The 24746-nt window shown below is 63.7% G+C and carries 26 protein-coding genes; 10 read left to right on the top strand and 16 right to left on the bottom strand.

What is annotated here, in order from left to right:
• Window positions 1–57: 57 nt before the first annotated feature.
• The 3 genes from AC1DX2_RS07495 to AC1DX2_RS07505 all read left to right on the top strand — a co-directional run bounded on the left by AC1DX2_RS07495 (window position 58) and on the right by AC1DX2_RS07505 (window position 2972).
• Entirely contained in the window at window positions 58–591 is a 534-nt protein-coding gene (locus AC1DX2_RS07495; RefSeq protein ID WP_477195666.1) for a chemotaxis protein CheW, read from the top strand.
• Window positions 592–658: 67 nt separating this feature from the next.
• Window positions 659–2386 (top strand): methyl-accepting chemotaxis protein, encoded by a 1728-nt coding sequence (locus AC1DX2_RS07500; protein WP_477195667.1) that lies wholly within the window; start codon window positions 659–661, stop codon window positions 2384–2386.
• Between the two features lie 247 nt (window positions 2387–2633).
• Window positions 2634–2972, top strand: coding sequence for a hypothetical protein (locus tag AC1DX2_RS07505; RefSeq protein ID WP_477195668.1), 339 nt, complete (start codon window positions 2634–2636; stop codon window positions 2970–2972).
• A 44-nt stretch (window positions 2973–3016) separates the two neighbouring features.
• On the opposite strand, the gene AC1DX2_RS07510 is transcribed toward AC1DX2_RS07505, so the two are convergent.
• The 4 genes from AC1DX2_RS07510 to AC1DX2_RS07525 all read right to left on the bottom strand — a co-directional run bounded on the left by AC1DX2_RS07510 (window position 3017) and on the right by AC1DX2_RS07525 (window position 4858).
• Entirely contained in the window at window positions 3017–3520 is a 504-nt protein-coding gene (locus tag AC1DX2_RS07510) for a PaaI family thioesterase (protein ID WP_477195669.1), read from the bottom strand.
• A gap of 7 nt (window positions 3521–3527) precedes the next feature.
• Complete coding sequence (locus AC1DX2_RS07515) at window positions 3528–4028, bottom strand: DUF4396 domain-containing protein (protein ID WP_477195670.1); 501 nt, start codon at window positions 4026–4028, stop codon at window positions 3528–3530.
• A 67-nt stretch (window positions 4029–4095) separates the two neighbouring features.
• Window positions 4096–4368: a hypothetical protein gene (locus tag AC1DX2_RS07520; RefSeq protein ID WP_477195671.1), complete on the bottom strand. Its 273-nt coding sequence runs from the start codon at window positions 4366–4368 to the stop codon at window positions 4096–4098.
• Window positions 4369–4450: 82 nt separating this feature from the next.
• Window positions 4451–4858 (bottom strand): tautomerase family protein, encoded by a 408-nt coding sequence (locus tag AC1DX2_RS07525; RefSeq protein WP_477195672.1) that lies wholly within the window; start codon window positions 4856–4858, stop codon window positions 4451–4453.
• Between the two features lie 97 nt (window positions 4859–4955).
• On the opposite strand from AC1DX2_RS07525, the gene AC1DX2_RS07530 reads away from it, so the two are divergent.
• Entirely contained in the window at window positions 4956–5873 is a 918-nt protein-coding gene (locus tag AC1DX2_RS07530; protein ID WP_477195673.1) for a LysR family transcriptional regulator, read from the top strand.
• Window positions 5874–5910: 37 nt separating this feature from the next.
• Here the strand turns inward: AC1DX2_RS07530 and AC1DX2_RS07535 are convergent, their stop codons facing one another.
• Both AC1DX2_RS07535 and cueR read right to left on the bottom strand, forming a co-directional pair.
• Entirely contained in the window at window positions 5911–7170 is a 1260-nt protein-coding gene (locus tag AC1DX2_RS07535; RefSeq protein ID WP_477195674.1) for a hypothetical protein, read from the bottom strand.
• 254 nt (window positions 7171–7424) lie between these two features.
• Window positions 7425–8018 (bottom strand): Cu(I)-responsive transcriptional regulator, encoded by a 594-nt coding sequence (gene cueR / locus AC1DX2_RS07540; RefSeq protein ID WP_477195675.1) that lies wholly within the window; start codon window positions 8016–8018, stop codon window positions 7425–7427.
• Window positions 8019–8377: 359 nt separating this feature from the next.
• Between cueR and AC1DX2_RS07545 the strand changes: the two genes are divergently transcribed.
• Both AC1DX2_RS07545 and AC1DX2_RS07550 read left to right on the top strand, forming a co-directional pair.
• Window positions 8378–8515 (top strand): YjiS-like domain-containing protein, encoded by a 138-nt coding sequence (locus AC1DX2_RS07545; RefSeq protein WP_477195771.1) that lies wholly within the window; start codon window positions 8378–8380, stop codon window positions 8513–8515.
• A gap of 169 nt (window positions 8516–8684) precedes the next feature.
• Window positions 8685–11075: a DNA polymerase II gene (locus AC1DX2_RS07550; RefSeq protein ID WP_477195676.1), complete on the top strand. Its 2391-nt coding sequence runs from the start codon at window positions 8685–8687 to the stop codon at window positions 11073–11075.
• 41 nt (window positions 11076–11116) lie between these two features.
• On the opposite strand, the gene AC1DX2_RS07555 is transcribed toward AC1DX2_RS07550, so the two are convergent.
• From AC1DX2_RS07555 to phnD, 7 genes are all read right to left on the bottom strand, one after another.
• A complete protein-coding gene (locus AC1DX2_RS07555) occupies window positions 11117–11419 on the bottom strand; it encodes a putative quinol monooxygenase (RefSeq protein WP_477195677.1) in 303 nt (100 codons plus the stop codon).
• A gap of 103 nt (window positions 11420–11522) precedes the next feature.
• Complete coding sequence (gene phnY, locus AC1DX2_RS07560; RefSeq protein WP_477195678.1) at window positions 11523–12971, bottom strand: phosphonoacetaldehyde dehydrogenase; 1449 nt, start codon at window positions 12969–12971, stop codon at window positions 11523–11525.
• Entirely contained in the window at window positions 12968–14080 is a 1113-nt protein-coding gene (psrA, locus tag AC1DX2_RS07565) for an iron-containing alcohol dehydrogenase PsrA (protein WP_477195679.1), read from the bottom strand. The genes phnY and psrA overlap by 4 nt, the downstream gene beginning before the upstream one ends.
• A 9-nt stretch (window positions 14081–14089) precedes the next feature.
• A complete protein-coding gene (gene phnA / locus AC1DX2_RS07570) occupies window positions 14090–15334 on the bottom strand; it encodes a phosphonoacetate hydrolase (RefSeq protein WP_477195680.1) in 1245 nt (414 codons plus the stop codon).
• Window positions 15334–16152, bottom strand: coding sequence for a phosphonate ABC transporter, permease protein PhnE (gene phnE, locus AC1DX2_RS07575; protein ID WP_477195681.1), 819 nt, complete (start codon window positions 16150–16152; stop codon window positions 15334–15336). Before phnE ends, phnA begins: the two co-directional genes overlap by 1 nt.
• Window positions 16149–17036, bottom strand: a complete 888-nt coding sequence (gene phnC, locus AC1DX2_RS07580) for a phosphonate ABC transporter ATP-binding protein (protein WP_477195682.1) — start codon at window positions 17034–17036, stop codon at window positions 16149–16151. Before phnC ends, phnE begins: the two co-directional genes overlap by 4 nt.
• Window positions 17037–17043: 7 nt before the next feature.
• Window positions 17044–17907 (bottom strand): phosphonate ABC transporter substrate-binding protein, encoded by an 864-nt coding sequence (phnD, locus tag AC1DX2_RS07585; RefSeq protein WP_477195772.1) that lies wholly within the window; start codon window positions 17905–17907, stop codon window positions 17044–17046.
• Between the two features lie 248 nt (window positions 17908–18155).
• Here phnD and AC1DX2_RS07590 point away from each other — a divergent pair, with 248 nt between their 5' ends.
• Complete coding sequence (locus AC1DX2_RS07590) at window positions 18156–19049, top strand: LysR substrate-binding domain-containing protein (RefSeq protein WP_477195683.1); 894 nt, start codon at window positions 18156–18158, stop codon at window positions 19047–19049.
• 57 nt (window positions 19050–19106) lie between these two features.
• Here the strand turns inward: AC1DX2_RS07590 and AC1DX2_RS07595 are convergent, their stop codons facing one another.
• Together AC1DX2_RS07595 and AC1DX2_RS07600 are read right to left on the bottom strand one after the other, a co-directional pair.
• Complete coding sequence (locus tag AC1DX2_RS07595; protein WP_477195684.1) at window positions 19107–19709, bottom strand: DUF2306 domain-containing protein; 603 nt, start codon at window positions 19707–19709, stop codon at window positions 19107–19109.
• A gap of 53 nt (window positions 19710–19762) precedes the next feature.
• Window positions 19763–20230, bottom strand: a complete 468-nt coding sequence (locus AC1DX2_RS07600; RefSeq protein WP_477195685.1) for a nuclear transport factor 2 family protein — start codon at window positions 20228–20230, stop codon at window positions 19763–19765.
• Window positions 20231–20412: 182 nt separating this feature from the next.
• Here AC1DX2_RS07600 and AC1DX2_RS07605 point away from each other — a divergent pair, with 182 nt between their 5' ends.
• Window positions 20413–21378 carry an AraC family transcriptional regulator gene (locus AC1DX2_RS07605; RefSeq protein WP_477195686.1) on the top strand — a complete coding sequence of 322 codons (966 nt, stop codon included), beginning with the start codon at window positions 20413–20415 and terminating at the stop codon, window positions 21376–21378.
• A 134-nt stretch (window positions 21379–21512) separates the two neighbouring features.
• Window positions 21513–22022 carry a hypothetical protein gene (locus tag AC1DX2_RS07610; RefSeq protein ID WP_477195687.1) on the top strand — a complete coding sequence of 170 codons (510 nt, stop codon included), beginning with the start codon at window positions 21513–21515 and terminating at the stop codon, window positions 22020–22022.
• Window positions 22023–22026: 4 nt separating this feature from the next.
• On the opposite strand, the gene AC1DX2_RS07615 is transcribed toward AC1DX2_RS07610, so the two are convergent.
• Entirely contained in the window at window positions 22027–22989 is a 963-nt protein-coding gene (locus AC1DX2_RS07615) for a c-type cytochrome (protein WP_477195688.1), read from the bottom strand.
• Between the two features lie 196 nt (window positions 22990–23185).
• Here AC1DX2_RS07615 and AC1DX2_RS07620 point away from each other — a divergent pair, with 196 nt between their 5' ends.
• A complete protein-coding gene (locus tag AC1DX2_RS07620; RefSeq protein ID WP_477195689.1) occupies window positions 23186–24718 on the top strand; it encodes a GMC family oxidoreductase in 1533 nt (510 codons plus the stop codon).
• Window positions 24719–24746: the final 28 nt, after the last annotated feature.

A 24746-nucleotide genomic window follows, 5' to 3' on the forward strand; every position in this document is an offset into this window, starting at 1 on the left:
GACTTGAGCCCGCCTTTTTGACAATTGAACACAAACACACACCGAAAGAGACTCAACATGGAACAAGTGAATACGACAACCCCGTCAGCCGGCATGGGTGCGGGTGTACCCGACATTTCTCAGCAATTCAGTGGTGAATACCTGAGCTTCAACTTGGGCGGCGAAGAGTATGGCATTGACATACTGAAGGTGCAGGAAATCCGCGGATACGAGCAACCCACCCGGATGGCTGGTGCATCCGATTTCGTCAAGGGTGTCATGAATCTACGCGGTGTGATCGTTCCCATCATCGATCTGCGCATCAAGTTCGGCCTTCCACAGGTCAACTACGGCGCCCAAACCGTGACCGTGATCCTGGCACTGACGGACCTGGTCGTCGGCGTGGTGGTGGACTCGGTCAGCGACGTGGTGGAACTGTCAGCAGATGAGATCAAGCCGGCGCCCGGATTGCACGGCAATGTGGATTCGACCTGCATCACCGGTATCGGGACCATCAAGCAGAACAGCCGCGAGCGCATGCTGATTCTGATCAACATCGAGACGCTCATGTCAAGCGCAAGCATGGGCCTGATGCGAGACCAGCTGCAGTAAGCAGGCAAGTCCTCGACATCTTCAGCGCAACACAACCGTATGGTGAATCAAAGTGAATCTAAGCAACATGAAAGTATCTTCGCGGCTGGCCTTCGGGTTCGGCTCCCTCATTGTGATCGGCATGGTGATCGGGCTTCTGGGCGCCATCAAGATGCGAACCCTGGCAAGCAACCTTGAAGAGGTCGCAGGCAACGGTATGGTCCGGGTCAGCCTGTTCACCGAGCTCAAGGACAACGTGAACATCACGGCCCGCTCCATCCGGAACATCCTGCTCACAGACGACGAAGCCTTGAAGAGCGAGGAAAAGAATCGCATCGTCAAGATCCACACTGAAAACGCCGCCTTGCTCGAAACGCTTCGCAAAGGGGTGACTGAGACTCGCACGGTCGAGGCGCTGAAGGCGATAGACGATCTTCGGGTTGCCTACGACAAAGGCATCGACAGCGTTGTGGCCGGGGTCAACAAGAACGACCGCGACCAAGCCACCCGCCAGCTGATGACCCAGGTGCGTCCTATATTGAGTTCGCTGTCCAAGGGCGTTGACGAGGAGCGCGCGTTTCAAAAGCAGCGCGCCGACCATCTGGCTGCCGAAGCCGGCAAGACCGCTCAGTCCTCCATGCTCATCATGGGCGTTCTGGCCACCGCCATGTTGCTGCTGGGTTCACTGGTCGGCTGGCTGATCATCCGTCAGCTGTCACGCTCGCTCGGTGCGGAGCCCGCCGAGCTGTCCGCAATCGCCGGGCGTGTGGCAGATGGTGATCTCAGTGAACAGCTGCAGGTGCGCAGCGGTGATACAAGCAGTGTGATGGCCGCCATGGCGCGCATGCAGTCTTCGTTGATCGACGTGGTTTCCAGCGTGCGCGTCGGGTCGGAAAGCCTGTCGACCGCCAGCGCCGAGATCGCCTCTGGCAACCACGACTTGTCGGCCCGCACCGAACAGCAGGCCAGCGCCCTGGAAGAGACAGCCGCCTCCATGGAGCAACTTGGCTCCACCGTGAAGCAAAACGCCGACAACGCGCGCCAGGCTGACCAATTGGCCAAGAGCGCCAGCGCCGTGGCGGTACAGGGCGGTGAGGTGGTGAATCGCGTGGTGGAGACCATGAAGGGCATCAACGACTCGTCCAGGAAGATCTCGGACATCATCAGCGTGATCGATGGCATCGCCTTCCAGACCAACATCCTGGCCTTGAACGCTGCGGTGGAAGCGGCCCGGGCTGGTGAGCAAGGCCGTGGCTTCGCCGTTGTCGCCTCTGAGGTTCGCTCCTTGGCCGGCAGGTCAGCGGATGCAGCCAAGGAAATCAAAACCTTGATCAACGCCAGCGTCGAGCGGGTTGAGCAGGGTTCCACACTGGTGGACCAGGCTGGCTCCACGATGACGGAGGTTGTGACTTCCATCCGCCGGGTCACCGACATCATGGGTGAGATCAGTGCGGCCAGCAGCGAGCAATCCCAAGGCGTGAGTCAGATTGGCGAAGCGGTGGCGCAAATGGACCAGGTCACGCAGCAAAACGCCGCATTGGTGGAAGAAATGGCAGCCGCGGCCAGTTCCCTGAAATCGCAGGCAGCCGAGTTGGTGCACAACGTCAGCGTGTTCAAGCTCAATGGGGTCCAAACCCCCGTGGCGACACGCGTGTCAACCCCGGTGGAGTCGAAGCCTGTTGCAGAACGTGCAGCCAGCCGGGTTCCGCGCCAGCTGCCAAAAATCCAGTCCCGCGCCAAGGCGCTGATACCCAACCTCGCCCCGCGCCCGGCACTGGCGTTGGCGGGCGCTGACAAGGAGTGGGCCAGCTTTTAGGCACCCATGGGACAACGCACTGCCGCCTTGGCCACCAACCGGCCGGGGGCGGCCAGCGGCAATGACAGAGCCACCAACGCATTGGAGTTTGTCAGAGGGGGATCCGTTGAGGAACTTCTCGATGTGGATTTCGCCCTTGTGGCCGTAGCAAGCGACATGGCGGCCTGCGAGGTGCGCCAGGTGCGCCAGGTGCGACAATCCAGCTGGCAGCAAGCTCATTGCTGAACGACGAGGCAGGAGACAATCCTTGAGTAAGAAAGCAACATGGCTGGTGCAGCTTGGGCAAGTGGAATGGTCTCGATTCACATACGGCCGGCCTGAAGGCGACCCCCTTCAGTTGTTGGGAAGCGTCAGGCGCGGCGCGCAAATGGGCGCTTTGGCGATGACGACGGATGGCCAGTACGTCCAGGTGGTGGGGGATCTGGTTGAACCGTTGAGCCGCAGCCAGATCGACAAGGCCATTGGAAAAGCAAGAGGCAGGGTGGACGGTCAGCGCACGTTTCAGTCTGCAGCGCCACGTCCAACCTCAGCACCGGTTGTTATCGTCAAGCGCCGGCGTGTGATTGGCGAAATGCACAAGACATAGCCAATGCCAGCCCGTGGCACTGAATGGCTCCGCAGCGCCGCTGTTCACCGCTGCGGCATGTCCTTGACAGAGTAGCCCAGGCTGACGGTGGCGTCTTCGGGCCCGGACGGGGCGACTATCGCCGTGGCGGTCGCGAACGCAGTGTCCGTGTTTCCGCGTACGACCAGCGCGCCTTGCGCGAAAGCAAACCCCCGGGAGGATCTGGTAACCCCCGCCCGAAATAACAGCGGCTGGTCTGCACGCGCCAGGGACAGAAACTGCACCGCAAGTTCCAGCGTGACGATGGTGTCAGATGGGTAGTGGCACAGGCCAGTCAGCACGAAGACAGCGTCAAAGCCCGCTGCGATCGCACCACCGTTGACAGCGGCGGTGCCGCCGCCGCCGAGCACGCCGGTCTGAAGCCGCTCGAATTCGACCTCAGCCCACCCGGGCTCTGCCAACGCGCCGCGAAACCCGAACCACCGGATTTCCGCCCTGTCATTGAACGAGTGCAGCTTTGGCGAGCGCGCGCCGGCGGGGAGCCTGAAGGGTATAGGACGCAGTTCCATGGCGCCCTCAGTGCGCGTGCCCGGTGTGTGCCAACGCATGCCCCATGCCCTTTGAAATCAGCCAGCGGTTGAGCGGGTAAGCCGCAGCGCCGGCGATCAGCAGTGACGCTGCGAGCGAACCCCAGAACAGCCACGAGGAGAGACCAGCGTCCATTGCGCCAGGGATGAGAAGCATCAGTCCGTTGTCGACGACTTCCATCAGCGCAATCGACGCCGTGTCGGCAGCGAATGCGATGCCCACGGCGGCGAACAGCGTGAGCCCGGAGCGCAACAGCGGAAAGAACGTGAACGCGTACCCGAACAGGAAGGCCAAGGCTACCGCCAAGCCAATCGTCTGCGCACTGGACAGGCCGCCGGCGGCGCCGATGACCATGCCCAGGACCTCCCCGACCGCGCAGCCTGCCAGGCAATGAGCCGTAGCGTGCAGCGCAACCACGTTGAGGCTCGCGGCAGCGGTGCCGTGGCCGACGTGCAAAGCGGCGTGTTGATGGTGCTTCGAGTGGTCCATTCAGATCTCCGGATTGGGGTGCGCCATCGCCGAGCTTGCCAGGCAGGCAAGCTCGAGCCCGAGTCCATCACGCTCGCCGAGGCCCGGCGGCATTGCACACCGTGCCCGCACATTCAAGTGTTCGCTTGAGCTGCTCGTAGTCGCCGACGTATTCCCAGTACGCCTGGCGCTCGAAACCTGATGCGACCAGTACGTAGCGCTCTCCAATAGACTGGATACGGGCCAGTGGCACCAGCTTGCGGACCGGCTCAGGGTGCGCGATCTGCTCAAGGATTTCCTGGTTGCGCGCGTCGTAACCGTGAACCAGCGTGACGCTCTTGATGACAAGTTCAATGAACATTGGAAGTGGCGTTGTTTGAGTGACAGAGTCCTGCGGCTGCATTGCTGCTTCGCGCAGGCGCAATGGACCGCTTTGCGCTTTATCACGCCGGCACCTGCACGGTTGGCTGCGCACGGTCTGCCTGGCTGCGGCCGTCATAGCCCCACGCCCCCGCAGGCACTTCCTGCACGACGATGTAGAACGGGGATGCAGGGGGCGACAGGTGCTGAGCCAGAAGCCGATAAGCCTCGGCGAGGAACCGCGCCTTCTCGCCCTCGGAGTTGGTACCCGCCGTGACATACGCGACGAGCCTACCCGACCATTTCCCCGACTCCAGCAGCGTGCCGCCAATGGTGATCCCCGAGGGGCTGTCCAGCGTGATTCCGACGACGGTGAGGTCTGCGCGCTTGCGCAGCACGTCTGCCATCAGTTGGGTGAGTCCCTCACGGACGGCTTTCAGGGCCGCGGTGGTGGGCTTGGCGTGATGCAGTGTGAGGTCAACGAAAGGCATGTTCGGCTCCTTGGAATGAAGCCTTGATGGTCCGGCGTCCAGCCTTAAAGCACAATACGATGATTGGGACATTCACTGTATCCGCTGAGGAAACAAAATGGACAATGATTGGGATTCGGACTTCCTCGGCGCCTTGGTCGCTTTCAGCGCGGTTGCCGATGCAGGCAGCTTCAGCGAAGCGGCTCGGCGCCTGGGCACGTCGAAATCGGCCCTGAGCAAGCAGGTGCAGCGCCTGGAGGAGCGATTCGGTGCGCGGCTGCTGCATCGCACGACGAGGTCGCTTTCGCTGACCGAGCCTGGCCGGCTATCGCTCGAGCACGCAACGCAAGTGGTCCGCAGCGCGCAGGCGGCGCGGGACGCCGTGGCCTCGCTCACGAGCGAGCCGCGGGGCCTGTTGCGGTTGACTACGTCGGTCGCATACGGCAAGGCGGTTTTGCTCCCATTGGTTTCAGAGTTCCTGCGCAGCTATCCCAAAGTGGAGGTCGACCTGGTACTGATGGACCACATGGTCGATTTCACGGAAGCGCGTATCGACATCGCGATCCGCCTCGTGGATACCCCGCCGGATCTCTCCATCGCAAAGTCGCTACGGCCGATCCACTACTTGCTCGTGGCGCGTGCCGGCAGCGACTTTGCGCGCCAGATCCGCCACCCATCCGACCTGAACGAAGTTGATGTCCTCAGCTACTCACGCGAGGTGCGTGACACGGCATGGACTTTCGTGCGGAACGGCGAGTCGGTGGCGTTGCGCATGCGCGGGCGCGCCTCGGTGAACAACAGCGAAAGCCTCGCGACGCTGGTGGCGGATGGGTTGGGCGTTGCCGTTGTCCCCGACTACATCGCGCAGGAATTGATCCGGCGGCGCAGGATCGTGGCGCTGTTGCGCGATTGGCAGATCAAAGGGCGCTTCGGGGGCACGGTATGGATCGTGCGTCCGCCCGAGCGTGCCGTCCTCCCCGCTGTGCGGGCATTCACGGACTTCCTGGTGGAAAAACTGGGCGTGGATTCCATGTGAGCTTTGAGGTCCAAAGCGCCGCCTGAAGCGACGCCGTTCAAGGAGCGACACTTATCTCCCTCAGAAATCCATCTGCGGTGATCAACGCGGGGTCGGCATCACCGCTGTGCGTTCCCGCACCGTTGGCAAGTCCCGCAATGAACCACTTAGCGCCTGCTCTTGACACAGCGCGGATTTGGTTCTGGCGCGGACCGGCCGCAACGATGTGCCGAGCGAGAACGGAGCCTGTTTCGGACAGGGAAAGAAGCAGCGGAGCCGCCTGCTCCGAAATGCTTGCACCCGCGGGGTTCTGTGTGTATCCGGTAGCGCCCGAGGCCAGATAGCCCCCTTGGGGAGCCGGTGCGATGTCGAACAGGATATCGCCCCGATCGACGTTCACGACGTTGTAGTGCTCGAAGGCGCCGTTCACCGAAACGAAGGCCGCATAGCCGTCCCAGCCGCTGCCATCCGCCAATACCTGCGTGCGAACCCGGCCGAGCGCGGCAATCCCCGTCGGGGTTGCGCGAAGCGCATGCAACTCGCTGGCCTGGCCCGTATCGATGACGGTAGCGTGCACTCGCTCGCCCGATCGTGAGAGCTGCGTCACGATCGCGCCGTGGGCTGCGCCGATGGGCGCTTGCTGGAAGTGTTCTGCGTGAGCGGTGAACAGGTTCGAGGCGGTGCCACCGCCCACGGCGATGAAGATCCGGCCCGCATCGTCTGTCGCGATGTGAACTCTCACGTGAGCGATGAGCTGGTCGAACACGTCGTGCGATCCCGAGGTCAGGAACCTCCCCATGAGCGTCATCCCCGGCTCCACCAGCGCACGCCAATTCCGCTCGAGCCCAGTAGCCGTCCAGTGAAGCCGGTATGCCACCACGGCATTGAGGCCGGTACGCACGACCAAGGCAAGGTCCTCGCCGAGCGGCGCGACACGCGCCGCATCCCGGCTGAGCAGCGGCAGCATCGAATCGGGATCGAATATGCCGCCCTCATCGATCCTTGGGTCGCTGCGCGCGTCCGGATCCGAGAATGCCTCTCGCCGAATGACAGCACCGGCTGGATCGAGTCGGACGATCTCGAGGGACTTGTTGGTTGCAAGGATCGCCGACAGGTTGCCGGACGGGTGCACAGTGAAATCGAGCAGTGACCAGCCCGCCGGCGGCCGATACTCCGCCACGGTCGCACTCGCACGGGTGAACAAGATCTTGCGCACCGGAGCTCCGGTGGCACCGATCGCCGACGGTGCTTGCGCAAGCAGAATGTGGCGATCCGCACTCGCCTGTGCCTTGACGATCGACTCCGCAGGGAACGTCATCGACAGGGGAGGTGGTGGCGGAGGCGGGCTGTTTTTGCCACTGTCACCTCCACCGCCGCCGCAAGCGGCCAGGAGGAAAGTGAGCGACGTGGAGAAAAGGAGGCGAAGGGCGCGTCCCTTGGATACTGTCTGCATTTGAGTGCACCTCGATTGAGTTGGGAGTTGTCACTGTGGCAGTTGCCACGGTGGCAAGGTCAATCGCCCAAGCCTCGCGGGACTGCAGCAGGCCAATCCGACCGGTCTTGGCACTGGCGTCACCTGGCTGCGGGGGAAGACGATGAGTTACTGATTCCGCGCGACCACGCCACGAGCCCGGCGTGTGGGCCGCCCGGCATCGCCTGAACTGCAGGCGCGGCCAATGCCCGCCGCCTGGGTCGGCTCTCCCCAGGGCGCGTGACCTTGAGCCCCTTTCTGGCTGCCTTGGCAAGCTCCACGGGCACCGGCGCTGCATCGGCATGCGCGAGGTTGTCCAGGATGGCGCAATGGGCCATGTGGTCGCCGCGGCACTGCGTTACCAGGTCCTCCAGCGTGGCGCGCATCTGGTCCAGCTCGCGCTGCCTTGCCTGAAGGTCATCAAGCTGCTTCAAGGCAACCTGCTTCACGTGGCTGCTGCGCCGCGACGGATCCCTCCAGAGACACATCAACTCTCCGATCTGTTGCATGGAGAACCCAAGCCCGCGTGATTGCCGGATGAATCGCAACATGTCAATCTCGCGGTCACCATAAAGGCGATACCCCGCGTCGGTCCGTTCGGCCACCGGGATCAGGCCGAGTGATTCGTAGTGCCGGATCATCTTGGGCGTGACGCCAGCCGCAGCAGCGGCATCGCCTATGTTCATCAATTGCATGGCTGCTCCACTTGTCAATGCAGGGAGTTTCAACCTTGCCACCGTGGCAATGTCAAGCCCCTCCGCTCATGCTCTTCAAGGCACTCGTCCTCCCCTGCAAGCGGCGCCTGGCCCCGCAAGGCCTGGAACTTCTGTTACAGGAGTCGCAGCCGGTAGCTTCCAGGCGCGGGATTGCCACGGCATCCACGTCAACTGGTCCCAGGGTTCGCTTGCGCGCTTGACCTTGACACCGCGTGAAGGTTGATCCTTGCGGCAGCAGCTCGATTGAGCGACCTGTCCATCAACCCAAGGAGCCTCTCATGACATCTACTTACCCTCTGCCCGCCCCCGCCAACTGGTGGCGACGCCTCTCCTCCCGCATGCAGGAAGCACGCCGCATGCGCCGGGACTTGCAGGAACTCCGCTCAATGGACGCGCATGAACTGCGCGACATCGGCGTCTCGCGTGTGCAAGCCGCCATCTTCTCGACAGGCCTCGTAGATCGATGGCCAGGTTGATACTTGACCCGCTGTGTTGGCATTTGCAAGCAGTTTGGCTTTAATCCGCCCAGGGCACAAAGCAGCTGTTGCACCTTGTGCGATCAGGGCTTAGGGGCCGGCAGCTTCGGTCAGCGAAAATGGTGAGGACTTCCCCCAGCACCCGCACCCCGCTCTACCCCAAACCGCCGTGCCCCCCAAAGACCTCCAGGGCTTCATCCTCACGCGGCGGTCCCGCGATCTGCCTGCTGGCACCGAGCTGGAATACTGGCTGGCCACTGAGGACGGCCCGCGCAAGCTGCTGCTGACCGGGCAGGTGTCCACGGCCTTTGCCAGGGCTGCAGACCGCCAGGCCATCGAAGCCCAGCTTGCCAGCATTCCGGGTATCGAGATCCGCGCGCTGGAGCTCAAGACCTTTCAGCAGGACCCCGTCATTGGGGTGTATGCCAGGCAGCACCGGCAACTCAGCAAGCTCGCCCGCACGCTGGGGCCGCAGTCGGTCCCCCTGTTCGAGGCCGATGTGCGCCCGCACGAGCGTTACCTGATGGAGCGCTTCATCACCGCCGGTGTGGTGGTCGAGGGCGGCACGCGCACTGGCACCACCCTGGTGGACTGCAGGCTGAAGCCCTCGGTGGACTACCGGCCGGAGCTGAAGATGGTGTCGCTGGACATTGAAACCAGCCAGCACGAAGAGCTGTACTCCATCGCGCTGGACAGCGCAGCAGACCGGGTGGTCTTCATGCTGGGCCAGCCGCCGGACCAGCAAGACCAGCCAGCGCAGCCGGCCACCCCTGCGGACTTTTCCCTCGTCTATTGCCCTGCCCGCCAACAAATGATCGAGCGGCTGAACGACTGGTTCGAGTGCCATGACCCGGACGTGATCGTCGGCTGGAGCGTCATCCAGTTCGACCTGCGTGTCCTGCAAAAGAATGCCGACGCCTGCGGCGTGCCGCTGCTGCTGGGCCGCGAGCGGCGCGCGATCGAGTGGCGCACGCATCCTGGCAAGCAGGGCTACCTGTTTGCGCCCCTGGTGGGCCGGGTGGTGATAGATGGCATCGAGGCCTTGCGCGCCGCCGGCTGGACGTTTCCCTCCTTCAGCCTGGAGGCGGTGTCGCAGCAGCTGCTGGGCGAAGGCAAGGCCATCGGTGACGAATACGACAAGATGGCCGAAATCGAGCGCCGGTTTCAGCACGACAAGCCGGCCCTGGCCACCTACAACATCCGCGACTGCGAGCTGGTGCTGCGCATCTTCGTGCACGCGCGCCTGCTGGCCTTTGTGATGGAGCGCGCCCACACCACCGGCCTGCCGGCCGACCACTGGGGCGGCTCCATCGCCGCCTTCAGCCACCACTACCTGCCGCGCATGCACCGGCTGGGCTACGTGGCGCCCAATGTGGGTGAGATCGCCAGCAAGGCCTACCCGGGCGGCTACGTGATGGATTCCCAGCCCGGGTTCTACGACTCCGTGATCGTCCTGGACTACAAAAGCCTGTATCCCAGCATCATCCGCACCTTCCTGGTGGACCCGGTGGGGTACGCCGAAGCCCAGTGCGCGGCCGACAAGTCCGGCCTGGTCAAAGGCCCCAATGGCACCCTTTTCTCGCGCGACAAGCACTGCCTGCCCGAGATCGTCAGCACGCTGTCCAGCGCCCGCGACGACGCCAAGCGCGCCAAAAACGAGCCGCTGTCGCAAGCGCTGAAGCTGCTGATGAACTCGTTTGCCGGCGTGCTGGGGGCCGTGGACTGCCGCTTCTTCAACCCGGCGCTGGTCTCCGCCATCACCCTGCGTGGCCACGAGATGATGCGGCTGACCCGCGACTTCGTCGAGCAGCAGGGCTACGGCGTCATCTATGGCGACACGGACTCGATCTTCATCTGGCTGCGCCGCCCGCACAGCACGCAAGAGGCACTGGCCGTGGCGGCAGAGCTCACGCGCGAGATCAACGCCTGGTGGAAGCAAAACCTGATGGCCGACCAAGGGCTGGAAAGCTTCCTGGAGATCGAGTTCGACACCCACTACAAGAAGTTCTTCATGCCGACGATACGCGGCACAGACATCGGCAGCAAGAAGCGCTACGCCGGGCTGAGTGTGGACGCCACTGGCAAAGAGGAGATGGTCTACCGCGGCCTGGAGATGGCCCGCACCGACTGGACGCCGCTGGCGCGCCAGTTTCAGGAAGGCCTGATGTCGCGCATCTTTCGCGGCGAGCCCTACACCGCGTTCGTTGCCGACTACGCCCGCGAGACGCTCGCGGGCAACAAGGACGACCTGCTGATCTACCGCAAGCGCCTGCGCCACCGGCTGGACGACTACCAGACCAACGTGCCGCCGCAGGTGCGCGCCGCGCGCATCGCCGACGAGTTCAACGCACGCGTAAACCGGCGCAAGCAGTACCAGAACGGCGGCTGGATCCAGTACGTGATGACGCTGAACGGGCCCGAACCGCTGGAGGTGCGCCAGTCCCGCATCGACTACCAGCACTACCTCAGCAAGCAGCTGCAGCCGATTGCGGACGCCATGCTGGTGCCGCTGGGCGAGAGCTTTGCCGCCATCACGTCGGCGCAGCAGGTCCTGTTCTGACGGTGCCGGCGTCTGAGCGCCGGGCGCCGGGGCGCTGCAGGCTAGGCTTTCAAGTGCAGTGCGACGTCACCCGACCAGGGCTCCGTGAGGCCCCGGCCACCGCCCAGGTCTTCGAGGATGGGACGCAGTTTGTCCAGGTTGGCGACCATGGCCGGCCGTGCCGCCGCCATGGCCTCCATGCTGTCCCACTCGCCCACCACCATGAAGCTTCGCTCACCCGAGCGGACCAGCCAGAAATTGCGGCCACCCGGCATGGCGCGCATGTCCATGCCCTGGTGGATGCGGACGTACTCGTCTTCCTGGCCAGGCTTCACGCGCATATGCACCACATTCATCGCTGTCATGGCGGGCTCCTTTGTCAAAAAGGGACAGGAAGACTAGCACAAACAGGTGGTCAGAGCCAGGGGTGTTTCGCACTGGATGCCCCAGCCAGCAAGTCGCGGACAGTCAGGCCCAGGGCATGGTGAAGGTCTTGCCGTTGCAAAAGGATTTCATCGCTTCCTGTACGCCTTCCTTGTAGCCAAGGCCTGAATCCTTGATGCCGCCAAATGGCGTCAACTCAATCCGATAACCCGGCACTTCCCACAGGTTGACCGTGCCGACCACCAACTCGTTGGCCAAGCGCGTCACATAGTCCATGCGGTTGGTGCAGATGCCAGACGACAGGCCGAACGCCGTGCCGTTGGAGATGCGGATCGCCTCGTCAATGTCCTTGAAGGTGATGATGGGCGATACGGGGCCAAAGGTTTCTTCGCGCACCAACGCCATCTCAGGCTTCACGTTGTCCAGCACGGTAGGGGAGTACAAGGCGCCGTCGCGCTCGTTGCCCAGCAACAGGCGCGCGCCTTGCGCCACGGCTTCGGTGACGCGTGCCTCAAAGGATTTCGCGGCGGCCTCGTCGATCACGGTGCCCATGTCGTTGCCGGCGTCCATCGGGTCGCCATGCTTCCAGCGGCGGGTCTTCTCCACAACCTGCTCGGTGAACTCACGCGCAACCGACTCATGCACCAGCATGCGTTTCACGGCGGTGCAGCGCTGGCCGGAGTTCTTGTACGAACCCGCAACAGCCAGGTCCGACGCTTTGTCCAGGTCAGCGTCTTCCATCACGATCAGCGGGTCGTTGCCACCCAGTTCCAGCACAATGCGGCGGTAGCCGGCCCGCGAAGCAATGTACTTGCCGATGGCAACGCCGCCCGTGAAGGTGATGAGGTCCACAAGCTTGTTGGTCAACATCTCGTCGGCGATCTCGCGCGGGTCGCCGGTGACGACCTGAAACATCTCGGGCGGCAGGCCGGCCTCATACAAGATGTCAGCCAGGAACAGCGCCGACAGCGGCACTTTCTCCGATGGCTTGAGCACCATGCGGTTGTTGGTGGCAATGCTGGGAACCACCTTGTGCGCCACCTGGTTCATCGGGTGGTTGAACGGCGTGATGGCGGTGATCACCCCCTGCAGCGGCTCGCGCGTGGTAATCACCTTGCGCTTCTTGCCGTGCGGCGTGAGATCGCAGGAGAACACCTGACCGTCATCGCGCAGCGCCTCGTTGGCTCCGAAGACCAGTACATCGGCCACCCGTCCGATCTCGTAGATCGAATCCTTCTTGCACAGGCCCGACTCCAGGGTGATCAGCGTCGAAGCTTCGTCAGCGCGTGCACGCAACAGTACCGAGGCGCGGTTCAGGATGGTGGAGCGCTCGTAACGCGACAGCGTAGGCCGGTAGGCATGGGCAATGCGGTAGGCCTCTCGAACGTCCTCCAGCGTGGCCAGCGGCACGGTGCCCACACGCTCCCCGTTGAACGGGTTGTGGACGGTCAAGGTACGGTCACGCGACAGGCGCTCACCGCCAATACGCAATGTCTCGGCACGAAAATGTCTGCTGTCAACGGGGGCGTTCATGCAACTTTCTCCGGTGTGGCTGTAGCCATGCTTCCAATGAAATTCTTTCCGCGCGCGCCTTGTTGGGCGTGCAGCAGCATGGCTTGGGCCTCTTCCTCGCCCACACCGTAGTCGGCAAACCGGGTATTGACGCCCAGCCCCTCAATAAAGCGCGTGAGGAACGCCGGCGCCTCCGGCAGCGGCACGCCCAGCGCCTGTGCCAGCACATGGTCGCGGTCAGCGCTGTGCCCGATGGCGCGCTTGAGCACCAAGGGCAATGGGAACGAACAGGCAATGCCGTGCGGGAGCCCGTAGCGCAGCGTCATCTCGTACGAGATCGAATGCGCCAGCGCCGTTTTGGTGTTGGAGAACGCCATGCCGGCCTTCAATGCGGCCAGTGCCATGCGGCCGCGCAGCTCCAGGCTGGAGAGGTCGCGCATGAGCGCCGGTAGCACGGCCAGCGTTTCCTGCACGGCGGCGACAGCAAAGGTGTCCGAGATCGGATTGGCGTTCACGTTCCAGATCGATTCGAGTGCATGCGACAGCGCATCCAGACCGCTCTGCAGGGTGACGGATGCGGGCAGGGACAGCATCAACTCAGGGTCGACCACCGCGTAGGCAGGCCAGGTCTCGCGCAGGTGCAGCGAATACTTCTTCTGCTTCTGGCGGTCCCATATGGTGGCCCAAGGCGTCACTTCGCTGCCGGTTCCCGCCGTGGTCGGCACGGCGATCAGCGTCTTGAAACGGGTAGGGGCAAACACCGCGTCGCCGCCCAGGCCGGCGATGAGCTCGTCAAAGCGGCCGCTGTCATTGCCCACCATCAGGGCCTTGGCCGTGTCGATGGCACTGCCACCGCCCACTGCGATGATGACCTCGGTGTCGGCATGCGAGCGCCAGAAATCCTCCCAGGTGGCGGCCAGTTCGGCCACGTCCGGGTTGGGCATGACCTGGTCGATCACGCAGGCCAGACTGTCGCCCAGCACGCTCTTGACGCGGTCCAGCAAGCCAATGGCCGCAGCCTCGGGAAAAGTCACCAATGCGGCCTTGCGACCTGCCAGCAGTTGCGGCAGGCGCGACAGCGCTCCCGGCCCGTACACGCTTTGCACGGGATTCATGTAGTTCGCGGTCATGGCGTGCCTCTAGGGAGTCGTGACCCGGGCGTGGTTCAGTGCCAGGTCGAAGATGTCGAAGTTGCGGATACGTCGGCCCGCTGCCACGTCTTGCAGACGGCAGTTGAAGAGCAGCGGCACCTTTTGTTCCGAAATGCCGCCATGCGAGCGCAAGGGGACGTTGAGGCCCGACAGGTCGTGTTCGCTGGCCCGTGTGCCCAACACAGTGAGATGGTCAGACACCACCACCAGGTCGCCGATGCGGTCGGGCGGCAACTCAAAGCGCTGCGCAGCCTCGCTGCGCGTGAGCACCACCTCAACGCCAACGACAGACTTCAATTGAGCCGCGAGGCTTTCGCTCCGCGATAGGTCGCCCAGATACACGGTGGCGAAAGACCCCAGCGCGCCGTGGTGCACCACGTAGGGGTCGGTAATCGGCAGGATGACGCGCGCACCGCCCGCGCCAGCCATTGCGTCCAACACCTCCTGAAGAAAGACGATGCGTGGTTGCCCGGCGGCGTCGGTCTTGGGGCTCATGCCGTGATCAGCCGTGAGCGCGATCAACGCGCCCAACTTGTCCATCTGCGCGAGGTAGCCGTCCATCATGGCGTAGAAGTCGTTGGCGCCGGCCGTGCCGGGTGCACACTTGTGCTGAATGTAGTCGGTGGTCGACAGGTACATCACGTCCGGGCGCTGCGTTTCCAACAGCTTCACACCGGCGGCGAAAACGAATTCGCTCAGGTCGGCGCTGTAGACCGAGGGTACCGGCTTGCCAACCAGTGCGGGCACGTTGGCTATGCCACCATCCGCCAGCGTGGCCCTGTCAGCTTTCTCCGCGGAAAAACAGATGCCCGCCATGCCATGGCCCAGCAGGCCGCGCAGCTTGTCCTTGGCAGTGACGACCGCCACCTTCAGTCCGGCGTCTGAGAGCGCAGCCAGGATGGTGCCGGCCCGCAGGTATTGCGCGTCGTTCATCATCACCTCCTTGCCCGTTTCCGGGTCCAGGAAGTAGTTGCCGCAAATGCCGTGCACTGAAGGCGGCGCACCCGTCACGATGGAAAGATTGTTCGGATTGGTGAAGCTGGGCACCACGCAATCGCCGACCAGTGAGGCCCCTTTCTCGAGCATGCGCTTGAGGTAGGGTGCCACGCCGGCCTGGATGGCCTGGGTAACGTAGTCGGGCTCGCAGCCGTCAACGCACACCACCACGACAGGCCGTGCCGGCAGTGTGTAGTCGCGCCCGTTGGCGTTGATGCGGGTGATCTTGCGGTCCATTACCTTGCTCCTTGCTGAATCCAGGCACGCAGCTTGCTCGACACATAGTCTGCGGTCATCACCATGGCCACGATCACGAGGATGCAGGTGGCGGTATCCTGGTACTGGAAGAGTTTCATGCTGCCCACCAGCTCGAAGCCGATGCCGCCAGCCCCCACCATACCGAGCACGGTCGCCTGGCGCAGGTTGGTCTCAAAGCGGTACAGGATCACGGCTATCCACGCTGTCACCACCTGCGGTATCACGCCGAAGATGATGGTCTGAATCGGGCCAGCGCCGGTGGAGCGCAGGGCCTCGATCGGCCCCTGGTCGATGTCTTCGATGGACTCGGCAAAAAACTTGCCAAGCATGCCAGCGCCATGCAGCCCCAGGGCCAGCACACCGGGGAAAGGCCCCAGGCCCACAGCGGCCACGAAGATCAGTGCAAGGATGATTTCGTTGATGCCGCGCATGATGTTCAGCACCTGCCGCATGAAGTGGAACACCGCCAGGTTGGGCGAGATGTTGCGCGCCGCCAGGAAGCACACGGGCACCGCCAGCACGATGGCCAGCAGCGTGCCCCAGATGGCAATCTGCACGGTTTCAATGGCTGGGGTAACCAGTTTCTTTGCGAATTCCCAGTTGGGCGGAAACATGCGCGAGAGGAAGTCGCCGATCCACGGCATGCCCTTGTAGAGTTCCGACACACTCACCTGGCTGCCAATGGCCGCCCACCAGATGATGCCCACGCCACCGGCTGCGGCAACGAGGTATTTCCACCAGCCGGCGTTGCCGCCGCTGGGTCCCACGAGGAGGTTGTAGCGTCCGATGGCGATCATGATTTCTCCAAGGTGAATGCGGTTTGGCGCGTTGCCAGCGGGGCATGGGGCGCATGACGGGCGGCGGCCGCTTCGGCGGCCGAGGTTGCCGCTTGCTCGACAACAATCTGCGCCACTTGCGCAGCTGGTACGGCATCGGTGGCCGACGTCTCCACGCCTTCAGGATAGATGCGGTGCAACACCTCTTCGGTCAGCTCGCCGGGCTTGCCGTCGAACACGATGCGCCCGCCCGCAACGCCAACGATGCGCTCGCCGAACTCCATGGCGTAGTCGACCTGGTGCAGGTTGCAGATCACAGTGATGCCACTTTCGCGGCTGGCCTCACGCAGACAGCCCAGCACGCTGCGCGACGTCTTGGGGTCCAGGCTGGCTACCGGTTCGTCAGCCAGAATCACCTTGGGCCGCTGCGCCAGTGCGCGGGCAATGCCCACGCGCTGCTTCTGCCCGCCCGAGAGCGTGTCGGTGCGCACGTCGGCCTTGGCTTCCAGCCCGACGCGGCGCAGGCTCTCACGGGCAATGGCCACGTCTTCGCGCGGGAACAACTGGAACCACGACATGACCGAGGGCATGGCCGCCAAACGCCCGGTCAGCACGTTCTTGAGCACTGAAAGGCGCGGCACCACGTTGTAGTGCTGAAAGATCATGGCCACGCTACGCCGCACTCGGCGCAGCCCGGCACGGTCGCCGCGCGAAAGTTCGCCATCCACCGTGATCTCGCCTGTGGTCGGCTCTGTCAGGTGGTTGATACAGCGCAGCAGTGTCGACTTGCCGGCGCCGGATGCGCCCAGGATGACCAGGAACTCGCCCCGGTTCACCGTCAGGTCAATGTGGTGCAGCGCATCGAAACTGCCGTAGCGCTTGGAGAGATTCCTGATTTCAATCATGGCCGGCTCACTTCATTTTCTTGAGGTCGAGGTTGAGCAGCTTGGCCGTGTCGCGGATGACATCGTAGGCCGCATCATTCGTGGGCTTGAAGCCGTTGAGCATGCCTTGGTCTGACCATGGGATGTCCTTGACTTCGAGGAAGGCAGCCTGCACGCGCTTTTTCAGCTCTGGCGACAAGTCTTTGCGCCAGACGGTGGGTGACTCTGGAATCGGGTCGGACTCCCAAACCACCTGGATGTCCTCCCGCTTGGCCAGGCCCTTGGCGATGGCGGCGTCGAGTATGCGGTCGGCGATAGCCGCTGCATCGATCTTGCGGTTCTGCACGGCAATGGCGTTGGAGTCATGCGAGCCCGAAAAGATCACGCGGCCGAAGTCCTTGTCACTGTTCAAACCCGCCTTCATCAAACCCGCCTTGGGGAACAAGTGCCCCGAGGTGGAACTGGGGTCGACGAATGCAAAGGTCTTGCCTTTGAGGTCCGCCACAGTCTTGATGCCGCTGGCCTTGTTGGCGATGACCAGGCTCTTGTAAGAAGTGCGGCCGGCCTTCTTGGTTTCGGCGACGGCGAATGCCTCGATGTCAGCCACCGTGGTGCCCAGTACGTAGGAGAACGGACCCAGGTAGGCGACGTCCAGCCGTTTGGAACGCAGCGCTTCGATCACGCCGTTGTAGTCGGCGGCCACGAAGGGCTTGACCGGCATGCCAAGTGCCTTGGACAGCATGTCCATCATGGCCTGGCTGTTGGCGATCATGGCGCGCGAATCCTCCGAGGGTATGAGTCCCACCGTCAGGACCTGCTGCGCCCTCGCGTGCATGGCCAAGGTGCCGGCTAGGGTGGCTGCGGTGCCGATCAGCACATTTCTGCGATTCATCATGCGGTTGTCTCCGTCGTGTTGGCAAACCATTGAGTTGACTCACTTCTGTCCGGGCAAAAACGCCCGCCGGAGTATTGACGGGCCTCGTGACACACCGATGACAGCCTTGAATCGAGTCAGGTGGCGCGTTCTGCAGGCGCCTTTCCTGCCCTGGAAACGAGTAAATCACCAATGGCATCCATCGGTCCAATTCAAATATTTCCTGGTTTCTATACAATTTATCTATACGACTACAGGGTAAACCCATGCGCCTGACCCAGCTTCGTTCGTTCTATGCCGTGGCCCGCATGGGCAGCTTCACCCGTGCGGCGGAGTTCCTGCACGTGAGCCAGCCGACGGTCACCACGCAGGTGGGCTTGCTCGAATCACGCTACGACGTCGAGCTGTTCCATCGCCAGGGTCGCAACGTGAAGCTCACGGAGCTGGGCGGGCAACTGCTGCAGCTGGCGCAACAGGTCTTCAGCCTGGAGGCTGACGCCAAGAACCTGCTGGGCGACGCTGGCGAGTTGCGCTCCGGCCATCTGCGCGTGGCTGCGGTGGGGCCGTACCACGTGGCGCGCATGCTGGTGGACTTCAACCAGCGCTACCAAGGCATCAAGGTGTCGGTCAGCACTGGCAATTCGCAGGACGTGCTGGACCGCCTGCTCGACTACCGCGCCGACGTCGGCGTGCTGGCCCAGCTGGTGAGCGACTCGCGCTTCCTGTCGGTGCCGTTCAGCATGCACCCGGTGGTGATCTTCACCTCGTCGAAACACCGCTTCGCCAAGCGCCGCAGCATCCGCATGGCCGACCTCAAGGGCGAGAAGCTGATCTTGCGCGAGCAGGGCTCAACCACCCGAAAGGCTTTGGAGCTGGCGCTGGAGAAGGCTGATGTGCAGACCGAGGTGGTCATGGAGATCGCCAGCCGCGAGGTCATCCGCGAAACCGTGGGACAAGGCATTGGCATCGCGGCCGTTTCACTGGTGGAGTATGTGCCCGGTCCCGGGCTGCACATGGTGCGCATCAGCGACGCAGAAATCTACACGCATGCGCACGTGCTGTGCTTGACCGAGCGGCGTGACATGCGCATGGTGCGGGCTTTTCTGGACACGGTGATGCCGTTGGCAGAAAAGAGCCGCACGCCTTCAAAGGGACGATGACCGGGCGAATTTCGCGCTTCGACAAACAGCAGGCAGTCGGCCCGCCCCGCCTCCAGCCTACTGTCGACTCCCGCTTTGCCACTGAAGCGCAACCTCGCAAGCCAGCAGAGGAATTGTCCACGACAGCCAGGCGATGGCACCGCCACTGCCGAGCTCGGGGACGGATGGCAACTGTCCAATCAAGCGGCAAAGCACGAACGACCACACCAGCACATAGCTTCGAATCATCCAGGCCTGGTGGGATGCAAACCGCCGGTTCAACGCAGCTCGCCAGCCCATGGCCGCACAGACCAGCCAGGCCGCTCCCAGTGTTGCCAGCGCCCAGCCGAGGTCATTGGCGCGCAGCGGCTCGAAGGCGAACTCCGTGTTCAGCTTCCTGTGGCCGTTACCCAGTGCAAGGACGATGGCGCTGACGGCGCTGATGCTGCCGCCGAGCAGATACACCAGCCCAAGCGGCCTGTGAAGGCGAAAGTATTTGCGGGTGGCCCCAAGGTAGAGATTGGCCGCACCGAGGACCAGCATCACCGTGCCACTGACGGCATGCAGGAACACATGCGGAAAGTGCGTCGGGTGGTTCTGGACGTTGGACACGCTCAGGACGGGCAATGCCACCAGCCACCAGGCGAGGCCACCCGACAGCACGGCGATGGACAGCAGCAAGCCGGGTGGCGAAAGAAGCCAGCTGCGCTGTTGGGATGCGTGGGGCATTGAGCTTATTTCTTCGGATCGTCACCGCCAGACCAACTGATGAACAGCCAGTGGCCGCCTTCCTTGACCAGCACGTCCGAGTAACGGCCATGCACGGTTTCGCGTTCTTTCTTGTAGTTCTCACGCGCGATGGTGTAGCGGTAGTGCGCGACGGCCATGTTGCCGGTGATGACGATCGAGATGGGGTACAGCTCCTGCTCCAGCACCGTGTCGTTGGTGTTGCCGTAGCGGTTCCAGCGGATCAGCGAGGCCTTGTTTTGCGGCGCTGGCTGGCCCACCTCCCAATAGCTGAGGTTGGGGTGGACCATTTTTTCTATCCAGCTCACGTCCTTGGCGGCCGCCATCTTCCATTGCAGCTCTTCCAGCTTCCAGATGTCCTGCTGCTCGGGGCTCCAGGTCTGCGCTGCCACGGCCCCGGCAAACACCATCAGCAATGCGGACAATGACATGCGTAAAAAGCGGTAGATGCTCATGGCTGCTTTCAAAAGGGTGGAGGAATATGCCCCCAAGGCCCGGCCATTGGAGACCTGTTGCCCTGCCTTGTCAATCGTCAAGTGCCTGGTCACGCCGTCGTGGTGCTTTTTTGCCACCGGTCTATCGCAACCCCGTGATAGCCACTAAGCTGGCAGCATTCGCATCAGCCACAACAACAAAAATGAGCGCCCTCCACCGCGTGTCGTCGCAGCACCTGCACAAGGGCAAGCGCATTGCGCTGATCAAGGACACGGCCGCGCAGTTGTTCAACCTGGACGTCCACCTGGGCGACCTGCAGCCCGAGGCCGCCGCCATCGACATTCAGATTGCCCGCGGACCGCTGGCCAGCGTGATGGAGGTCAACACCTCCTGGACCGTGGTGGAGCGCAGCCGCGCACGCGCCAGCGCGGCACCGTCGGGCAACCTGCTGGTCTACCTGATCAAGCAGGGCGGCAGCAGCTTTGAGAACAGCAAGGGCGAGCAATTCACCACCAACGCCGGCTCGGTGGTCATCGGCAGCCAGGACCTGGCGTACAAGGCCGCTGCCGCAGCCGGGCGCGACTGGCACTTTCACGCCCTCAGCGTGCCCGAGCAGGCGCTGTCGTTCGCCAGCGGGCGGCTCAAGCAGGGCGGGTTTCAGTTGCTGCCCACGCACACGCCGCTGGGCACGCTGCTGGCGGCCTACCTGGGCCAGTTGTGCCAGCAGCTGCCCAAGCTGGACGCTCCGGGCGCTGCCGCCGCGCTGCGCGCCTTTGACCACCTGCTGGCCGGCACCCTGGGCTATGTGGACACGCGGCGGGAGGATGTGCAGGCCACGCTCGCCAGTGAACGGCTGGGCCAGGCCCGCAACTTCATCAACGCGCAGCTGGAATCCACCAGCCTGTCGCCGCAGAGCATTGCCCGGGCCATGAACATCTCGTCGCGCCAATTGCACCGGCTGTTCGAACAGACGGGCAGCAGCGTGTCCGGCGAAATCCGGGACCTGCGGCTGCTGCGCGCACGCTATTTGCTGCGCACTCACCCCGGCATGCCCATCACCGAGGTCGCGTTTGCCTGCGGCTTCGATTCGCTGGCCACCTTCTACCGGCTGTTCAAGCTGAAGTTCGGCGTCACCGCGTCCGAACTGCGCCACACCCCACCAGCCTGATCCCCCGTCGGTCGCTCTGCGATGGCACGCAATGAGACGTGCGACGGCACGCGATGAGAGGTGCGGCAAGCACGGCTGTGCCACAGTCAGCCGCACCAAGCACAAACCGCCATTCTGCGGAACAAGGAGACAGCATGACAATTCACACAGCACTCGGGACATCGATAGGCCGCAACGGCTTGCTGGCCACCCTCGCCATTGCCGGCATGGCCACCGCAGCACCGCTGCCCAAGGAAGGCACGTATGAATACGTGTCGTGCTGGTCGGGCGTGGGCAACGACATCGTGTTCTCAAAAACCCACACGGCCAATTCCTACGAAATGACGGGCACCATCGTCAGCACCGTGCCCGGCGGCCTGCTGGACAACAGCACGTTTCGCTGCGTGGGCATGAACACCATGATCGACGGCAAAGCCGGTGGTGGCAACATCTGCGAGGCCATGGACAAGGACGGCGACAAGCGGCTGACCCGGTTCTCCATCGCGGCCGACGGCAAGGTCACCCGCGAAGCGATTGCCGGCACCGGCAAGTACGACGGAATGGTGACGACCAGCACGGTCGCCATGATGGGGGCGTTTCCGACCATCAAGGCCGGCACCTTCCAGGGCTGCAACCGCCAGAGCGGCACCTACAAGCTGAAATAGCCCCCTAAGGCCGCAACGTGGCCAGGTAGGCCGCGATATTGAGCATGTCGGTGCTGTCCAGCACGCCGACGACCGGCTTCATCAGCGCGGCCTGGGCGCCATTGCGCGCGCCCTGCTGCATGTCCCACAGCTGGCGCACCAGGTAGCTTGGTGAACGGCCCGCAATCGACGGGATGTTTCCCACACCACGCAGGTCTGCACCGTGGCATGCCATGCAGGCCAGCTCGGCCTTGCCGCCCGGGGCGCGCACCAGGGCTTCGCCCTTCTTGATGCTTCCCGGGGGCACGTGCACCGTGAACCTGACGCGCGCATCGCGCAACACCTCGAAGCGCCGGTGGTCCTGCGGGTACTCAACGATGCGGTTGCCGATGGGCTCTTGCGCGCCGTCATCGGTCGGCGCAAAGAAGAACAGCCGTTGCTGCAACTTCGGCGCCATGTCGCCCTCTTTCACATCCAGCATCTGCTGCGGCTTGATGGACGCGAAATAGGCGGCGGCCTCTTTCAGCTCCTCTTCCGACACGGCCTTGGCAATCGGCACCTTCAAGGCGTGCGGCCCGCGCTTGGGCACAGCCGTGGAGCGCGCCCCACTGGCCATGTCCTTGACCTGTTGCTCGATGTAGGCTGCGGGCAACCCACTCAGGCTGGCATTCTCGGGGCCCCCGATGCCTGTGGGGCGGTGACAGAAGCCGCAGGCCCAGGCATCGGGCTTGTGCCCATTGGACACGATGCGTGGCATGGCCGGGTGGTCAGCAGGATGCCAGTCAGGCACGGCATAGCGGTCACGCGACTGCGAGATCGTCAAGGCCGCGCTGCTGCCCGGCACGCTTTGGGCAACCCCCTCTTCCGGCTCTGGCTTGGGGGCCTGGGGTGTCAGCGGGTAAGCCCATGAGGGAAATTCGGACTGGGCCGTTGCGGTCAGCGACACACACACCATGCCGGCGGCGATACACCATTTTTGAAGCAGCATTTGTAGCCCTTGTTCACGCACCGATCAGCGGTGCCTGCGGTTGCATGCGCAACCCTGTGCTGCTGACTGTGGCATGCCTGCCCCGGCGCGGCCTCTCATTGCGTGCCATCGCCAGTCTCATCGCGCGCCAGCAGTTGACGAATCGCACGGGTAAGTACCGAGCACCAATCATTCAAAGGCACCACACACTGGGCTGATGAATGAAGCCGCAGACATCGTCATCGTGGGTGCCGGCTCGGCCGGTTGCGTGCTGGCCGCGCGCCTGTCGGAAGACCCGACGCGGCAGGTGGTGCTGATCGAGGCAGGTGGCGAAACGCAGCCAACGCGCGTGCGCCAGCCCAGCCAGTGGCCACTGCTGTGGGATGGTGCGGAGAATTGGGGCTACGCCACCACGCTGCAGGCCGGCCTTGGCCTGCGCAGCATCCCTTACCCCCGGGGCAAGACCCTGGGCGGCACCAGCGCCATCAACACCATGATCGCCATGCGTGGCGACCCGCAGGACTTCGACCACTGGCGCGACCTGGGCAACCCCGGCTGGGGGTGGGCAGACGTGCTGCCCTACTTCAAGCGCCTGGAGGTCCACGTGCTCGGCCCCTCAGCGCTGCATGGCGTGGGTGGGCCACTAACGGTGTCGGCGCAGGCAACGCCCAGCGCCATCACCCAGGCATTCATACAGGCCGCAGCGGCCAGCGGGCACCGGCTCAACAGCGACTTCAACGGTGAACACCTGGAGGGTGTGGGCCTTTACCATGTGTCGATACGCAACGGTGAGCGCTGCAGCACCTCCGTGGCGTATCTCGGGCCGGCCAGGGCACGCCCCAATTTGCGCGTGATCCCGATGGCCAGGGCGCTGCGGGTCCACTTTGACGGCGACCGGGCCGCCGCTGTCGACATCTGGGACGGCGCGCAAGTGCGGCGCATCCATGCAAACCACGAGGTGATCCTGAGCGCCGGCGCGGTGGACACGCCCAAGCTGCTGATGCTGTCAGGCGTGGGCGACCCTGCTGCCCTGCAGCCGCATGGCATCCCGGTTCAGCATGCGCTGCCCGCGGTGGGCATGCACCTGTGTGACCACACGCAGACGCCCACCACCTTTGTGCTGAAGCAGCCGGTGGCGGCAGCGGCAACCAGCATCCTGGCGGAGGGCGGCCTGTTCATGAAGCGCTCAGGCGCCGCCTCTGGATTCGGGGCGGACCTGCAGTTCTTCGCCTTCCCGCAACTGCCGCTGACCGTGGCTGCCCGCGGCCCAGCGCCTGTGATGGCCATTTGCGCGCAGGCGTGCCGCCCCCTCAGCAGAGGCCGCATACGCCTGCGCTCCAGCGACCCCATGGACCCGCCGCTGATTGACCCCGGCTACCTGAGCCATCCGGATGACCTGGCCCTGCAGATGGAAGGTGTGCGCATGGCCCGCAGAATAGCCGCTGCCGAGCCACTGGCCGCCTTGCTGCACATGGAGTTTTCTCCGGGGCCCAACGCCACGTCAGACGCGGCACTGGAGGCCGCCATTCGCGCCACCAGTGGCTGTGTGTGGCATCCCGTGGGCACTTGCAGGATGGGGCCGGGCGCGGACGCGGTGGTAGACCCCACGCTCAAGGTGCACGGCCTGCGCAACCTGCGCGTGGTGGACGCTTCGGTGATGCCGCAGATCACCTCGGCGAACACCAACCTGCCGACCATCATGCTGGCCGAAAAAGCGGCCGATCTTGTGCTGGGCCATGCCCAGGCTTGAAGAGGGAGGCAGGCTCAGTATCCGGGTG

This window comes from Hylemonella sp. P2_B10 (assembly GCF_056404875.1).

Coding starts and splice junctions, on each gene's coding strand:
- phnA (WP_477195680.1), bottom strand. CDS start 15,334: ATGGACCGCAAGATCACCCGCATCAACGCCAACGGGCGCGACTACACA.
- AC1DX2_RS07500 (WP_477195667.1), top strand. CDS start 659: ATGAAAGTATCTTCGCGGCTGGCCTTCGGGTTCGGCTCCCTCATTGTG.
- phnD (WP_477195772.1), bottom strand. CDS start 17,907: ATGAATCGCAGAAATGTGCTGATCGGCACCGCAGCCACCCTAGCCGGC.
- AC1DX2_RS07600 (WP_477195685.1), bottom strand. CDS start 20,230: ATGAGCATCTACCGCTTTTTACGCATGTCATTGTCCGCATTGCTGATG.
- AC1DX2_RS07510 (WP_477195669.1), bottom strand. CDS start 3,520: ATGGAACTGCGTCCTATACCCTTCAGGCTCCCCGCCGGCGCGCGCTCG.
- phnC (WP_477195682.1), bottom strand. CDS start 17,036: ATGATTGAAATCAGGAATCTCTCCAAGCGCTACGGCAGTTTCGATGCG.
- AC1DX2_RS07555 (WP_477195677.1), bottom strand. CDS start 11,419: ATGACAGCGATGAATGTGGTGCATATGCGCGTGAAGCCTGGCCAGGAA.
- AC1DX2_RS07545 (WP_477195771.1), top strand. CDS start 8,378: ATGCAGGAAGCACGCCGCATGCGCCGGGACTTGCAGGAACTCCGCTCA.
- AC1DX2_RS07620 (WP_477195689.1), top strand. CDS start 23,186: ATGAATGAAGCCGCAGACATCGTCATCGTGGGTGCCGGCTCGGCCGGT.
- AC1DX2_RS07590 (WP_477195683.1), top strand. CDS start 18,156: ATGCGCCTGACCCAGCTTCGTTCGTTCTATGCCGTGGCCCGCATGGGC.
- AC1DX2_RS07520 (WP_477195671.1), bottom strand. CDS start 4,368: ATGTTCATTGAACTTGTCATCAAGAGCGTCACGCTGGTTCACGGTTAC.
- AC1DX2_RS07495 (WP_477195666.1), top strand. CDS start 58: ATGGAACAAGTGAATACGACAACCCCGTCAGCCGGCATGGGTGCGGGT.
- psrA (WP_477195679.1), bottom strand. CDS start 14,080: ATGACCGCGAACTACATGAATCCCGTGCAAAGCGTGTACGGGCCGGGA.
- AC1DX2_RS07615 (WP_477195688.1), bottom strand. CDS start 22,989: ATGCTGCTTCAAAAATGGTGTATCGCCGCCGGCATGGTGTGTGTGTCG.
- AC1DX2_RS07530 (WP_477195673.1), top strand. CDS start 4,956: ATGGACAATGATTGGGATTCGGACTTCCTCGGCGCCTTGGTCGCTTTC.
- cueR (WP_477195675.1), bottom strand. CDS start 8,018: ATGCAATTGATGAACATAGGCGATGCCGCTGCTGCGGCTGGCGTCACG.
- AC1DX2_RS07605 (WP_477195686.1), top strand. CDS start 20,413: ATGAGCGCCCTCCACCGCGTGTCGTCGCAGCACCTGCACAAGGGCAAG.
- AC1DX2_RS07610 (WP_477195687.1), top strand. CDS start 21,513: ATGACAATTCACACAGCACTCGGGACATCGATAGGCCGCAACGGCTTG.
- phnE (WP_477195681.1), bottom strand. CDS start 16,152: ATGATCGCCATCGGACGCTACAACCTCCTCGTGGGACCCAGCGGCGGC.
- AC1DX2_RS07515 (WP_477195670.1), bottom strand. CDS start 4,028: ATGGACCACTCGAAGCACCATCAACACGCCGCTTTGCACGTCGGCCAC.
- AC1DX2_RS07535 (WP_477195674.1), bottom strand. CDS start 7,170: ATGACGTTCCCTGCGGAGTCGATCGTCAAGGCACAGGCGAGTGCGGAT.
- AC1DX2_RS07525 (WP_477195672.1), bottom strand. CDS start 4,858: ATGCCTTTCGTTGACCTCACACTGCATCACGCCAAGCCCACCACCGCG.
- phnY (WP_477195678.1), bottom strand. CDS start 12,971: ATGAACGCCCCCGTTGACAGCAGACATTTTCGTGCCGAGACATTGCGT.